General features: G+C 65.4%; 12 protein-coding genes. 11 read left to right on the forward strand and 1 reads right to left on the reverse strand.

Annotated elements, in window-relative coordinates; genetic code table 11:
- Window positions 1-2 precede the first annotated feature (2 nt).
- The 6 genes from pncB to ACHFB9_RS01440 all read left to right on the forward strand — a co-directional run bounded on the left by pncB (window position 3) and on the right by ACHFB9_RS01440 (window position 8,098).
- Window positions 3-1,217 carry a nicotinate phosphoribosyltransferase gene (pncB, locus tag ACHFB9_RS01415; protein ID WP_417069197.1) on the forward strand — a complete coding sequence of 405 codons (1,215 nt, stop codon included), beginning with the start codon at window positions 3-5 and terminating at the stop codon, window positions 1,215-1,217.
- Window positions 1,218-1,472: 255 nt separating this feature from the next.
- The gene (locus tag ACHFB9_RS01420) at window positions 1,473-3,182 is read left to right on the forward strand and encodes an NAD+ synthase (protein WP_417069198.1); all 1,710 of its coding nucleotides are present in this window, start codon (window positions 1,473-1,475) and stop codon (window positions 3,180-3,182) included.
- Window positions 3,183-3,484: 302 nt separating this feature from the next.
- Window positions 3,485-4,948: a DEAD/DEAH box helicase gene (locus tag ACHFB9_RS01425; RefSeq protein WP_417071438.1), complete on the forward strand. Its 1,464-nt coding sequence runs from the start codon at window positions 3,485-3,487 to the stop codon at window positions 4,946-4,948.
- Window positions 4,949-5,107: 159 nt separating this feature from the next.
- On the forward strand, window positions 5,108-5,383 hold the full coding sequence (infA, locus tag ACHFB9_RS01430; protein WP_417069199.1) for a translation initiation factor IF-1: 276 nt from the start codon (window positions 5,108-5,110) through the stop codon (window positions 5,381-5,383).
- Window positions 5,384-5,489: 106 nt separating this feature from the next.
- The gene (locus ACHFB9_RS01435) at window positions 5,490-7,319 is read left to right on the forward strand and encodes a M2 family metallopeptidase (protein ID WP_417069200.1); all 1,830 of its coding nucleotides are present in this window, start codon (window positions 5,490-5,492) and stop codon (window positions 7,317-7,319) included.
- A 50-nt stretch (window positions 7,320-7,369) separates the two neighbouring features.
- Window positions 7,370-8,098: a fumarylacetoacetate hydrolase family protein gene (locus ACHFB9_RS01440; protein ID WP_417069201.1), complete on the forward strand. Its 729-nt coding sequence runs from the start codon at window positions 7,370-7,372 to the stop codon at window positions 8,096-8,098.
- 31 nt (window positions 8,099-8,129) lie between these two features.
- On the opposite strand, the gene ACHFB9_RS01445 is transcribed toward ACHFB9_RS01440, so the two are convergent.
- On the reverse strand, window positions 8,130-8,885 hold the full coding sequence (locus tag ACHFB9_RS01445) for a hypothetical protein (RefSeq protein WP_417069202.1): 756 nt from the start codon (window positions 8,883-8,885) through the stop codon (window positions 8,130-8,132).
- 205 nt (window positions 8,886-9,090) lie between these two features.
- On the opposite strand from ACHFB9_RS01445, the gene ACHFB9_RS01450 reads away from it, so the two are divergent.
- The 5 genes from ACHFB9_RS01450 to ACHFB9_RS01470 all read left to right on the forward strand — a co-directional run bounded on the left by ACHFB9_RS01450 (window position 9,091) and on the right by ACHFB9_RS01470 (window position 12,426).
- Window positions 9,091-9,702, forward strand: coding sequence for a DUF47 domain-containing protein (locus tag ACHFB9_RS01450; RefSeq protein WP_417071440.1), 612 nt, complete (start codon window positions 9,091-9,093; stop codon window positions 9,700-9,702).
- 29 nt (window positions 9,703-9,731) lie between these two features.
- Window positions 9,732-10,754, forward strand: coding sequence for an anion permease (locus ACHFB9_RS01455; protein ID WP_417069203.1), 1,023 nt, complete (start codon window positions 9,732-9,734; stop codon window positions 10,752-10,754).
- A gap of 199 nt (window positions 10,755-10,953) precedes the next feature.
- Entirely contained in the window at window positions 10,954-11,256 is a 303-nt protein-coding gene (locus ACHFB9_RS01460) for a type II toxin-antitoxin system Phd/YefM family antitoxin (RefSeq protein WP_417069204.1), read from the forward strand.
- A 5-nt stretch (window positions 11,257-11,261) separates the two neighbouring features.
- Window positions 11,262-11,657, forward strand: coding sequence for a type II toxin-antitoxin system RelE/ParE family toxin (locus ACHFB9_RS01465; RefSeq protein WP_417069205.1), 396 nt, complete (start codon window positions 11,262-11,264; stop codon window positions 11,655-11,657).
- Between the two features lie 277 nt (window positions 11,658-11,934).
- Entirely contained in the window at window positions 11,935-12,426 is a 492-nt protein-coding gene (locus ACHFB9_RS01470) for a hypothetical protein (protein ID WP_417069206.1), read from the forward strand.
- Window positions 12,427-12,621: the final 195 nt, after the last annotated feature.

Genomic DNA, 12,621 nt, shown 5'->3' on the forward strand with positions numbered 1-12,621 from the left:
AAATGGGTGTCACTGAAGCGCCGATCGTGCGCAGCCTGCTCGAAACCGATCTGTACAAGTTCACGATGTGGCAGGCTCTGCTGCACAGCCATCCCGGAGCCCAGGTCGAATACTCCTTCCTGTGCCGCAACGAGACGGTGTTTCCGCTCGCCGAGCTCAAGGACGAGGTCGAACGCGAACTCGACCACCTCTGCACGCTCAGCTTCACCCAGGATGAGCTCGACTATCTGAGCGGCCTGCGCTTCATCAAGAGCGATTTCGTCGACTTCCTGACCGTGTTCCGCTTCCAGCGCCGCTTCGTCGAAGTCTCGACCGATGGCGAGCGGCTGCAGATCCACGCGCGCGGCCCGCTGGTGCATGTGATGGGCTTCGAGATCTACATGCTCTACATCGTCAACGAGCTGTATTTCCGCCGCCTGCCGACGGGGCCGGAGATCCTCGGCGAGGCCAGACGCCGGCTCCAGGCCAAGGTCGCCTTGCTCAAGCAGGTGACGCCGGAGCTCTGCGCCGACCCCGAGTGGTCCTTCACCTTCTCGGACTTCGGGCTGCGCCGCCGCTATTCGGGCCCCTGGCATGACGAAGTTGTCCGCACTTTCGCGCGCGAGGTGCCCGAGTTCTTCCGCGGCACGTCGAACGTGCACCAGGCCCGCCTCTTCAAGCTGACGCCGATCGGCACGATGGCCCACGAGTACATGCAGGCCTATCAGTCCTTCGGTTCCCGGCTGCGCGACTTCCAGAAGGCCGCGCTCGAAGGCTGGGTTCAGGAGTTCCGCGGCGACCTGGGCATCGCGCTGACCGATGTCGTCGGCATGGATGCCTTCCTCTCCGATTTCGATCTCTACTTCGCGAAGCTCTTCGACGGCCTGCGTCACGATTCGGGCGATCCGATCGAATGGGGCGAGAAGGCGATCGCGCATTACCGCAAGCTCAGGATCGATCCGGCGACGAAGCGCCTGGTGTTCTCCGACTCACTGAGCCTGCCGCGCGCGCTTGAGATCTGGCGCCACTTCAAGGGCCGGATCGCGACCAGCTTCGGAATCGGCACCGATCTGACCAATGACACGCCGCACGCGGCGCTGAACATCGTGATGAAGATCGTGGCCTGCAACGGCCAGGCGGTCGCCAAGCTGTCCGACGCCGAGGGCAAGACCCTCTGTGACGACGAGACTTTCCTCGCCTATCTGCGCCAGGTCTTCCACCACCCCGCCGCGGCCTGAGCGCAAGGCCGGATCGGTCAAAAATCGATCGCTTGCCACCGACGATGGTCGGAGGCGCTGATAAAATCCGGATGATCTCTCTTCGACGGTGCGGCGAGCGCTTGGCCTTGACGCGGAGCTTTGGACAAAGCGGCCGTGGCTTGCCCGCTCTCCGGCCCGGGTTTGCGCTCTCGCTTCATCCGCGTCGATCAGCATCATTCGCGGCGAAGCTTTTTTTACAAAACCGGCACGCGCGCAGAGTCAAAGGAACCCCCCATGCAGGAACTTCGCTTCACCGTTGCCCAGATCGATCCGATGCTCGGCGACATCGACGGCAACATCGCGCTGATGCGCGAAGCGGCGGCAGCGGCCCAGCGCGACGGCGCGGCGCTGGTCGTCTTTCCCGAACTGGCGCTGACCGGCTACCACCCGGGCGATCTGCTCGACGAGCCGGCTTTCCTGGCTCTGGTCGATCAGGGCTTGCAGGCGCTCTGCGAGGCGACGCGTGCGACGCCTCACCTCGCCTGGGTCGTCGGTGCGCCGACGCGCCGCATCGGTCCCGGCAAGCGGCTGGAGAACAGCCTGCTGGTGATCCGCGACGGCGAGATCGAGCTGCACTACGCGAAGCAACTGCTGCCGACCTACAACGTGTTCGACGAGCGCCGCTATTTCGAACCCGGACCCGATGTCGCGCGGGTGCTCAACATCGACGGCGTGCGGATCGGTTTTCTGATCTGCGAGGACGGCTGGAACGACGCCGGCGAGGACTATGTCGTCAATCCTCTGCAGCGCCTCGCCGACGCGGCGCCGGACCTCGTCGTCACGATCAACGCGAGCCCGTCGAACCTGGGCAAACGCGCCCAGCGCCACGCGCTGCTCCGCGCCGCGAGCGAGCGCCACGCTCTGCCGCTGATCTATGTGAACCAGATCGGCGGGCACGACCAGCTCGTCTACGACGGCGCGTCTTTTGCGGTCGAACCGGAAGCCGGAATCGTCTTCGAAGCGAAACGCTTCGAGGCTGACCTGGCGACGCTGATCTTCCGTGACGGACATTTTCTCGATGCGGCCGGTGAGCGGCCCGAGCCGGTGTCGGCCGAAGGCCTGCCGACGATGGAGTTCTACCGCCGCCAGATCGTGCTGGGCCTGCGCGACTACGCGCGGCGCAGCGGTTTCGCGAAAGTCGTCGTCGGCTCGTCGGGTGGCATAGACAGCGCGCTGACCCTCGCGCTCGCGGTCGAAGCGCTGGGGCCTGACAACGTTGTCGGCGTCACGATGCCTTCGCGCTTCTCGAGCGCCGGCAGCGTCGATGATTCGGCCGCGCTGTGCGCAAACCTCGGCATCCCCCTCTACACGCATCCGATCCGCGAGCTGGTCGCGCAGTACTCGGCCGGTTTTGAGCAGAGCTTTGGCGCGCCGCTCCAGGGGCTCGCGCTCGAGAACCTGCAGGCGCGGATCCGCGGCACGATCCTGATGGAGTTCTCGAATGCGCGCGCCCATCTGCTGCTGACCACCGGCAACAAGAGCGAGATCTCGGTCGGTTACTGCACGCTGTACGGAGACACGAACGGTGGTCTGGGCCTGATCGGCGATCTGTACAAGACCGAAGTGTTCGCGCTGAGCCGCCACGTCAACGAGGCGGCGGGGCGGGAGCTGATTCCGGTCGCGATCATCGACAAGGAGCCTTCGGCCGAACTCGCGCCGGGGCAGCGCGACAGCGACAGCCTGCCGCCCTATCCGCTGCTCGATCTGATCCTGAAGCAGCTCGTCGAAGGCGAGCGTCTGGTTCCGGGCGAGCGCTCGCTCGTCGCGCGCGAGTTCGCGGCGCTGACGGCGACGGCCGAAGGGCAGGCGCTCGTCGCGCGGATTCGCGGCCTGATCGCGCGCAACGAGTACAAGCGGCGCCAGGCTCCGCCCATCCTGAGGCTGCGCGCGCGCGCTTTCGGCAGCGGCCGGCAGATGCCGATCGCGGCGAAACACGCGTTCTGAGCCCTCTCCTCCCTCCCCCGCAACGGGGGAGGGAGGAGAAGAGCCGAAGGGGCGGCTAGCGCTTCGTTACAAATGCACGATGCGTAAAGCCCCGGGAGTCGACCGATCCGGCTGCGGCCGTGTACAATGCGCCGCTTGTGCGACACCGATTTCCGGTTATGTGTCGCCCTTTCGTGGCGGTTTCCTCGGCGACCATTCGGTCCGTCCTGCACTTCCCCGACCTTTCCAAGATTTCGTCTGCCTGAACCGGTTCCGAAGGCGCTAGCCTTCAGCAGGCCGTCGTCCAGGAGTATTCATTGTCCATTCTGTTTTCCGAGCTCGGCCTGTCGGCTGAGCTTCTGCGCGCCGTGACCGAACAGGGTTATACGACCCCGACCCCCGTCCAGGCCCAATCCATTCCGTTGATTCTCGAAGGTCGCGACGTGCTCGCCGCCGCCCAGACCGGCACCGGCAAGACCGCCGGCTTCACGCTGCCGACGCTGCAACGCCTGATGGCTTCGCGCTCGACCGCCAAGCGCGGCAAGGTCCGCGCGCTGTTCCTGACCCCGACCCGCGAACTCGCGGCGCAGATCGAAGAGTGCGTGAAGGCCTATGGCAAGCACCTGCCGCTGCGCTCGACCCTGGTGTTCGGCGGAGTCGGCATCAACCCGCAGATCGATGCGCTGCGCCGCGGCGTCGACATCCTGGTCGCGACCCCCGGCCGCCTGCTCGACCACGTCGGTCAGAAGACCGTCGATCTGAGCGAAGTCGAAGTGCTGGTGCTCGACGAAGCCGACCGGATGCTGGACATGGGCTTCGTCCGCGACATCCGCAAGATCCTCGCGCTGCTGCCCAAGAAGCGTCAGAACCTGCTGTTCTCGGCGACCTTCTCGGACGAGATCCGCACGCTGGCGAACGGCCTGCTCGACTCTCCGGCCACCGTCGAAGTCGCGCGCCGCAATGCCGATTCCGAACAGGTCACCCAGACCGTCCACCCGGTCGACAAGAGCCGCAAGCGCGCTCTGCTCTCGCACCTGGTCAGCACCGGCGACTGGCAGCAGGTGCTGGTCTTCACGCGGACCAAGCACGGAGCGAACCGCCTCGCCGAGCAGCTCGGCAAGGACGGTATCGAAGCGGCCGCGATCCACGGCAACAAGAGCCAGGGCGCCCGCACCCGGGCTCTGGCCGGCTTCAAGGGCGGCGATCTGCGCGTTCTGGTCGCCACCGACATCGCGGCCCGCGGTCTCGACATCGAACAGTTGCCCCGCGTCGTGAACTTTGAATTGCCCAACGTCCCGGCCGACTATGTGCACCGGATCGGCCGGACCGGCCGCGCCGGATGCACCGGACAGGCGGTCTCGCTGGTCTCGGCCGACGAGCGCTCTTTCCTGTCCGACATCGAGCGCCTGATCAAGCGCAAGATCGATCGCTGCGTCGTCGAAGGCTTCGAACCCGGAACCGGCTCGGCCGTCGACGAAGAGGAAGACAACCGTCCGCCGCGTCCCCAGCACGGCCGCGATGGCGCGGGCCGCTCTTCGCGGGGCGGAGCCGGCAATGGCCAGTCCCGTGGCCAGAGCCGCAGCCCGTCGGCCAAGCCGGCCGGCGATCGCCGCGAAGCTTCTCCTCGCGCGCCGCGCGAGGCCGCGCCGCGTGCCGCCCAGCCCTCGCGTGGCGAAGGCCGGCCGGCTCAGCCTGCCCGTCAGGCGGCGCCTGCGTCGCGCGAATCGGGGCGGGGCAGGCCAGTTGCAGCGCTGCTGCAGCGTGGCAATTCACGCAGCGATAGCTGAGTAGACTTACAAATACCGGAGCGTGCGGGCACAATCCGCCGTTTCGGGCAGGCCGAGCGCATTTTTGCGACTCACCGACATCGGGGCGTCTTCCTCGATCTGGACGCAGCGGCTCTGCAAACACAACACGTCCGCACGGATGGGAAAGGATGAAGCACGATGGCAAAGGAAGATCTGATCGAAATGGAAGGCGTGGTTGATGAAGTTCTCCCCGATACGCGTTTCCGCGTCACGCTCGACAACGGCGTGATGGTGGATGCCTATGCGTCGGGCAAGATGCGCAAGCACCGCATCCGCATCCTGGCCGGCGACCGCGTGACGCTGGAGATGTCGCCTTACGATCTGACCAAGGGCCGGATCAATTTCCGCCACAAGGACGAGCGTCCCCACACGGGACCGGCGGGCGGCGGCAATCCGCAGTTCCGCCGCCGCTGAGCGTCCGGGCCGCTTCTCCAAAAGCGTCAAATCCGCTAAGGTTTCAGCCTGTCCGGTCGCCCCGCCACCCACGGGGCGATTTTCTTTAATCCTGACCAGGCTGAAGATGAAGATACTGTCTCTCGCGGCGCCGCTCGCGCTGCTCTGTGCTGCGCCGATCGCGCAAGCCGCCTCCCCCCTGTGCGCCGAACGCGGTGCGCCCTCCCTCGCCGGTGCGAAGCATTTCATCGCCTGCGCCGAGCGTAAGCTCAGCGAGGATTACCTCGTCGCGACCCGTGCCGAATGGCTGATGACCAACTTCATCACCTTCGACACCCAGGCGCTGTCTGCCGATGCGTCGCGCGACAGCAACGCTCTGGTGACGCGGCTGGAGCGCGAATCCCGTCCCTACCGCAAGCTCGCGCTGAGCGCCGAGCAGCGCCGCAAGCTCGAACTGCTGCGCCAGGGCCCGACCGCTCCGGCGCCCGATGATGCCGCGAAGCGCGCCGAGCTCTCGACCGTGCTCGCGAGCATGCAGAGCGCCTACGGTGCCGGCCGCTGGTGCCCGCCGACCGAAGCCGGTCGCTGCTATACGCTCGACCAGCTCGAAGAAGTTCTCGCGAAGAGCCGCGACCCGAAGGCGCTGCGCGATGCGTGGGTCGGCTGGCGCACCGTCGCGCCGAGCTACCGCGACAAATACTCCCGCTTCGTCGAGCTGGCGAACGAAGGTGCCCGCGAATTCGGCTACAAGGATCTGGGCGTGCTGTGGCGCAGCGGCTACGACATGCCGGCCGACAAGTTCCCTGGCGAGATGGAGAGGCTGTGGCAACAGGTCAAGCCGCTCTACGACAGCCTGCACACCTATACCCGCTACAAGCTGATCGAGAAGTACGGCGACGAGGCGCGCCGCGCCGACGGCCTGATCCCGTCCCAGCTGCTCGGCAACATGTGGGCCCAGGAGTGGAGCAACATCTTCCCGCTTCTGAAACCCGCCGAAGGCGATGCCGGCGAAGACCTCGATGCGGCGCTCGAAGCGCGCAAGCTCGATGGCGTCGCGCTGACCAAGATCGCCGAGAGCTTCTTCACCTCGGTCGGCCTGCGCTCCTTGCCCGACACGTTCTGGGAGCGTTCGCTCTTCACCCGTCCGCGCGACCGCGACGTGGTCTGCCACGCCAGCGCCTGGCCGATCGACGAGAAGGACGACGTGCGCCTGAAGATGTGTCTGCGCCCGACTGCCGGCGATCTGATCACCGCCCACCACGAGCTCGGTCACGTCTATTACTTCCTCGCCTACGCCGATCAGCCCAAGCTGTTCCGGACCGGTGCGAACGACGGCTTCCACGAAGCGATCGGCGACATGCTGGCGCTGTCGGTGACGCCCGGCTACCTGAAGAGCAAGGGCCTGATCGAGCATCTGCCCGACGAGAAGGGCCAGATCGCGGTGCTGCTGAACCGTGCGCTCGACAAGGTTGCCTTCCTGCCCTTTGGCTACATGGTCGATCAGTGGCGCTGGCAGGTGTTCTCCGGCGCCGTGAAGCCCGACCACTACAACGCCGCGTGGTGGGATCTGGCTGCGAAGTATCAGGGCATCGCTCCGGCCGTGCCGCGCAGCGAGAAGGACTTCGATGCCGGCTCCAAGTATCACGTTGCCGCGAACACGCCTTATGCGCGCTACTTCCTTGCCCACATCCTGCAGTTCCAGTTCCACCGCGCGCTGTGCCGTGAGATCGGCTTCAAGGGTCCGCTGCACCAGTGCTCGATCGCCGGCAACAAGCAGGCCGGTGCGAAGCTGCAGAAGATGCTCGCGATGGGCGCCAGCCGCCCCTGGCCCGATGCGCTCGAAGTGATGACCGGTCAGCGTGAAGTCGACGCGACCGCGGTGCTCGAATACTTCGCGCCGCTGAAGACCTGGCTCGACGCCGAGAACAAGCGCCTCGCCGCCCAGCTCGACAAGTAAGTCCTCTCCGCCCGGGAGCGTGTTTGGCTCCCGGGCGGGAGCGGGGGACAATGGCCGTCTGTCCTGAACGCGAGGTCACGATGAGCTACGTCTTCCCTCCCGCCGCGCCTGTCGCGGTTCCGGTCGCCGGCGGCGACGATCTCTTTCCCGTCCGCCGCATCTTCTGCGTCGCCCGCAACTACGCCGCCCACGCCCGCGAGATGGGCCAGGATCCGGATCGCGAGCCGCCCTTCTTCTTCTGCAAACCCGCTGATTCCGTGCTGCCGGTCGGCCACGAGCAGACCGGGCTGCTTCCCTATCCCCAAGCCACCTGCGATCTGCACCACGAGTTCGAGCTGGTCGTCGCGCTCGGCGCGGGCGGTCGCGATCTGACGCGGGACGCGGCCGATGCCGCGGTCTGGGGTTATGCGTGCGGGCTGGACATGACGCGGCGCGACCTGCAGGCGGCGGCGAAGAAAAAGGGTCAGCCCTGGGATTCGGGCAAGGGCTTCGATCTGGCCGCGCCGATCTCGGCGATCCGGCCGCGCGGTTTGGCCCCCGTGCTCGCGCGCGGCGCGATCGCGCTCACCGTCAACGGTGAAACCCGCCAGAAGGGGGATCTCGCCGACATGATCTGGGACATCCCCGACGTGATCGCCCATCTGTCCCGACTCTGGGAGCTCAAGGCGGGCGATCTCGTGTTCACCGGAACCCCGGAGGGAGTCGGCCCGGTCGTCCGCGACGATCTGCTCGAAGGGCGGATTGACGGGGTCGGTTCGCTCGCCGTCGAGATCGTCTGAAGTCGCCGCGAATGACGCGGCGAGCTTTGTTTCAGTGCTGGACTTCGCGCTGGGCCTGCTGCCAGGCGAGCACCGACTCGGAGGCGAGGCTCATCGCCGCGTTGCGGATCTCCTCGGGCAGATCGGCCGCCAGCGAGGCAAAGAGCTCGGTCGTCGTCTCGCGCGCGAGGCCGGTTCCGGCCAGGGCGTGCGCGAGGCAGCGGATCTGGATCAGCGCCAGCGCGTCGGCCAGCAGGCGCCAGCCCAGGGTCGGCATCTCGCGGACCAGTGAGCGCATCATTCCGCCGAGCGCTTTCATGATCGCGAAGGCTTCGTCCCTGTCCTCGCTGGCGATCATCGAGTGCCAGAGGGCCAGGTGCAGCTCCCGCCTCAGTTCGAACTTGAAGTCATAGGCGCTCGCCTCATCGCTGCGAATCGCTTCGAGCTGGGCCTGGCAGGCCGCTTCGACTTCGACCGAAATCGTGTTGCGCAGCCGGCCGATCAGATCCGAGACGCCGCCGAGCGCCTCCGCGCCGAAGATCTGCGAGTAGGCCAGGCCCCACTGATCGAGCCCGGTCAGCACCAGGGCCCGGCGCAGCGGACGGGCGTCCGCGCTGCTCATCAATATCCACTGCTCGAGATGACCGGCGAGGGTCGCGAGCGCGGTTTCCCGGCGCTCGGCGCCGCTCTCGACGCTCAAGCGGAAAGCGGTTGCGAAGGCTTCCTGGGCGAGCCGGGCGGCCTGGATCTGGGTGTCGCGAGACGCCAGGGAGGCGAGGGGGTCGGCGGGGAGGGTCGAATCGGTCATCGCGCGCTTCATCAACAAAAAAGGTCGTTATTGTGCCGCAGCTCGGGCCCGAGGTGAGCTTCTTTCCCCGCCAGGCGCCTTGCTGTCCCGTGCCTCTGTTGCGCCGGATCGGGTTTTTGTGATCCTCACGGTGCAGGAAGTCCGGCAAACATCTAGAATTGCACTTTTATTTCAGAGCTTTGACCTTCTTATGTTTTCGCGCCTGATGCCCCGTGAGGGGCGCTTTTTCGAGTCCTTTGATGCAGCGGCTGGCAAAGTCGTCGAGGGGGCCCGCGAGTTGGCAGCCCTGATGGGGGACATCAACCAGCTGCAAACCCGGATGCACCGGATCGAAACGCTTGAAAAAGAAGCCGACGTGATCACTCATGGCACTCTGGCTCTGCTGCACAAGACCTTCATCACGCCGCTCGACCGCGAAGACATCCACAAGCTGGCGACCCGGATCGACGACATCCTCGACGTCGCGCAGTCCTGCGCGGCGACGATCTATGAGTTCGACATCCAGAAGCTGACCCCCGAAGCGAAAGAGCTGGCCGACCTGTGCCTGCAGGCTTCCGAGCTGGTCAAGCAGGGCGTTGCGCTGATCTCGGACATGAAGAACAGCGCCCGGATCTTCGAGATCTGCAAGGAGATCGGCAGGATCGAGGACGACACCGACCACATCATGCGCGCCGCAATGGCCCGCCTGTTCCGCGAAGAGCCGGAAGTGCGTCAGGTCATGAAGCTGCGCACCGTCTATGAACGCCTCGAAGACATGGCCGACCGCTGCTACATCGTGGGGACGATTCTCGAAGGCATAGTGCTCGAGAACGCCTGAGCGCAGCTCCACTCTACCCAGGCTCTCCGATGACTCTCCATTTTCTGATCTTGCTGATCGTGCTGGCGCTCGCGTTCGATTTCATGAACGGCTTCCACGATGCGGCCAATTCGATCGCGACGGTGGTCTCCACCGGCGTGCTGCGCCCCCAGCTGGCTGTCTGGTGGGCCGCTTTCTTCAACTTCCTCGCCTACTTCCTGTTCCCGCTCAACGTCGCCGCGACGATCGGCAAGGGCACGATCGACCCGATGATCGTCGACCAGTACGTGATCTTCGGCGCGCTGTTCGGCGCGGTCTGCTGGAACATCATCACCTGGTTCTACGGGATCCCGTCCAGCTCGTCGCACGCGCTGATCGGCGGCCTCGCCGGGGCCGCGGTCGCGAAAGCGGGCACCGGAGCGCTGGTCGGCTCGGGCCTGATGAAGACCGTCGCCTTCATCGTGATCTCGCCGATCCTGGGCTTCGTGCTCGGCTCCTTCATGATGCTGGTCGTCGCCTGGGTTTTCGTGCGCAAGACGCCGCGCAAGATAGACAAGTGGTTCCGGCGGGCCCAGCTCTTCTCGGCTTCGCTGTACAGCCTCGGGCACGGCGGCAACGACGCGCAGAAGACGGTCGGCATCATCTGGATGCTGCTGATCGCGACGACCGCGAATCAGCCCGATCTGCTGCCGCACTGGATGCAGGCGAGGCACGACCACGTTCCGCCCTGGGTCGTCATCGCCTGCTACATGATGATCGGCGCCGGCACGATGTTTGGTGGCTGGCGCATCGTCAAGACGATGGGCCAGAAGATCACCAAGCTCAAACCGGTCGGCGGCTTCTGTGCCGAGACCGGCGGCGCCTTCACGCTCTTCCTGGCTTCCGCGTTGGGCATCCCGGTCTCGACGACGCACACGATCACCGGCGCGATCGTCGGCGTCGGCTCGTCGAACAGCTTCAACGCAGTGCGCTGGGGCGTGGCCGGCAACATCGTCTGGGCCTGGATCCTGACCATCCCCTGCACGGCCTTCATCGCCGCGCTGGCCTGGGAAATCGCGCACAGGCTGTTCTGATCCCGGTCGGACTGTCGTTGAGAAGGGCGCTCCGCGGAGCGCCCTTTTTGCTGCGATCGGGTCAAGCGCGGAGGCTAGTCGACCTTCCTGGGACTTCGTCATTCCCGAGGCCGCCCCTTGAACGAAGCTCTTGGTAGATCCGGAAGTGGAATCTATGATGTACTGAATTTTGCACATCATGCTGAGCAAAGGAGCCACGATGAGCATCGCTGCAAGAGACGTCATTCCCTTCTCGCAAGCCCGCGCCACGCTGTCCGAACTCGCCGAGCAGGTCAAAGCCGGGGCGGAGAAGATCATCACCAAGAACGGGCAGAGCTATGTCGCGCTGATCGACGCCGAGCGGCTGGACTACTACCATCAGCTGGAGCGCGAGCGTATCCATCTGCTGCTCGTCAACGAAGCGAGCAAAGGCCTGGAGGATGTCGCCGCGGGGCGGACTCGCGACGCCCGCGCCAGCCTGCAGTCCCTCAAGCGCCGTCGTGCCGACAAAGCCGAGGGCTGAGCGTGGTGAGCAGTAGCCCCCTGGGAATCCGCGTCGAGATCACCGCCAACTTCGAGAGCAACCTGGCGGAGATCGAGGCGTTTCTCGATCAGGCAGAGGCGTCGCAGGCCTTTGATGCACTGCTCGAAGAACTGACGGCGACCGTCATCCCCAATCTTGAGCGCTTTCCTGGCATGGGCCCCGCGTTTTTCGAGCGCGCCGTCCGCTCCGTGGAAGTCAGCAACGCACTTGACGCCCTGCAAGGCAGGCTCGGCGCTCTCGGGGACGGTGCCGAGTTGCGCGAATATATGCTGAGCCACTATGTGCTGCTGTATGCGCGTCTGGATCAGGTGATCCACCTGCTCTCCATCCGTCACCACCGGCAACTTCATTTCGACTTCCAATCGCGGCGGAGCGTTTGAACGGCGGGTAGGGCATGTCGGGTCATCAGGCCCCGGCATGACAGACCCTTTGAAGCGCGCGCAGACCTCGCCAAGAATCAGCACCCACCGTGATCGTCATCAGGCAGAACGATCGCTGCGCGTGCCTTGCCGCGCGAGGTGACGCGCTACAGCGCCCCCGAGAATTCGAGCCGGATCGGACGTGACATGCGTTGAGCGTAGGCTCAGAATGCTGTAAAGCAAGTCTTGGCCCCGGGGTTCCTCGGGGGGACGGGTCACCCAACTCAGGAGCTTGGCGATGCCTGCTGAAATTTTCCGCCGAGCGAGTTCGCGCTGCTCCGTTGCGCTCGCTCGCCTCATTCCTGATCAGGGAATCCGATTCCGGATCGCAGTAACGCTCAAGCTCGCAGCAATCCCGTTGCTGGTGCTGCTGGTCGCCGAGCTGTACACGTACAGCTCGATCGCCGTCGCTTCGCTGATCCCGGATCCCGACTACGCGAACGGTTTCCTCGTCTTCGGCGGATTGCTCGCCTTGAGCCTGCTGCCCGCCTGCGTTCTGGCCCTCGCCTTCTGTTATCCGCTGGCGATGATCTACCGCCGCCTGGCACCGGCCGTCGGCGCGCTGTGCTGTCTGCCGCTCGTGGTGACGTGGGGAGCTCTGGGGGCATTCAGACCGTCGACGCCTGTCATGGGCATTCTCTTCGCCTACCAGTTGGTGGCTTTGGTCGTGCTGCTCGTGGTTGGAACCTGGTTGGCGAATGAAAGGCTATCGCGCCGACGAGGAGCCTAGCTGCTGCGCTGAAAATCCGCGAAATCTGGGAAGGGGAGCAGGAGCTCCTGCTCGCGCTCTCCTCCGAGCGGGGGGGGGCTTGAATCCGGGCGTTTGGGGTCTTGTTTTCCATTCGACTTCGAGCCAGTCTGGCACGGACGTCGCGCCGACCATCGCGGCGTAGGAACTCCAGGGCCACAAGCCTGCGTCCTCGAC

Source organism: Niveibacterium terrae, assembly GCF_048213115.1.
GTDB lineage: Bacteria > Pseudomonadota > Gammaproteobacteria > Burkholderiales > Rhodocyclaceae > Niveibacterium > Niveibacterium terrae.

What these genes read in the sequence shown, in the direction of transcription:
- ACHFB9_RS01450 (WP_417071440.1), top strand. Translation starts at nt 9,091, where the DNA reads ATGCCCCGTGAGGGGCGCTTTTTCGAGTCCTTTGATGCAGCGGCTGGC.
- ACHFB9_RS01440 (WP_417069201.1), top strand. Translation starts at nt 7,370, where the DNA reads ATGGCCGTCTGTCCTGAACGCGAGGTCACGATGAGCTACGTCTTCCCT.
- ACHFB9_RS01460 (WP_417069204.1), top strand. Translation starts at nt 10,954, where the DNA reads ATGAGCATCGCTGCAAGAGACGTCATTCCCTTCTCGCAAGCCCGCGCC.
- ACHFB9_RS01420 (WP_417069198.1), top strand. Translation starts at nt 1,473, where the DNA reads ATGCAGGAACTTCGCTTCACCGTTGCCCAGATCGATCCGATGCTCGGC.
- ACHFB9_RS01445 (WP_417069202.1), bottom strand. Translation starts at nt 8,885, where the DNA reads ATGACCGATTCGACCCTCCCCGCCGACCCCCTCGCCTCCCTGGCGTCT.
- ACHFB9_RS01435 (WP_417069200.1), top strand. Translation starts at nt 5,490, where the DNA reads ATGAAGATACTGTCTCTCGCGGCGCCGCTCGCGCTGCTCTGTGCTGCG.
- ACHFB9_RS01470 (WP_417069206.1), top strand. Translation starts at nt 11,935, where the DNA reads ATGCCTGCTGAAATTTTCCGCCGAGCGAGTTCGCGCTGCTCCGTTGCG.
- ACHFB9_RS01455 (WP_417069203.1), top strand. Translation starts at nt 9,732, where the DNA reads ATGACTCTCCATTTTCTGATCTTGCTGATCGTGCTGGCGCTCGCGTTC.
- pncB (WP_417069197.1), top strand. Translation starts at nt 3, where the DNA reads ATGGGTGTCACTGAAGCGCCGATCGTGCGCAGCCTGCTCGAAACCGAT.
- infA (WP_417069199.1), top strand. Translation starts at nt 5,108, where the DNA reads ATGGCAAAGGAAGATCTGATCGAAATGGAAGGCGTGGTTGATGAAGTT.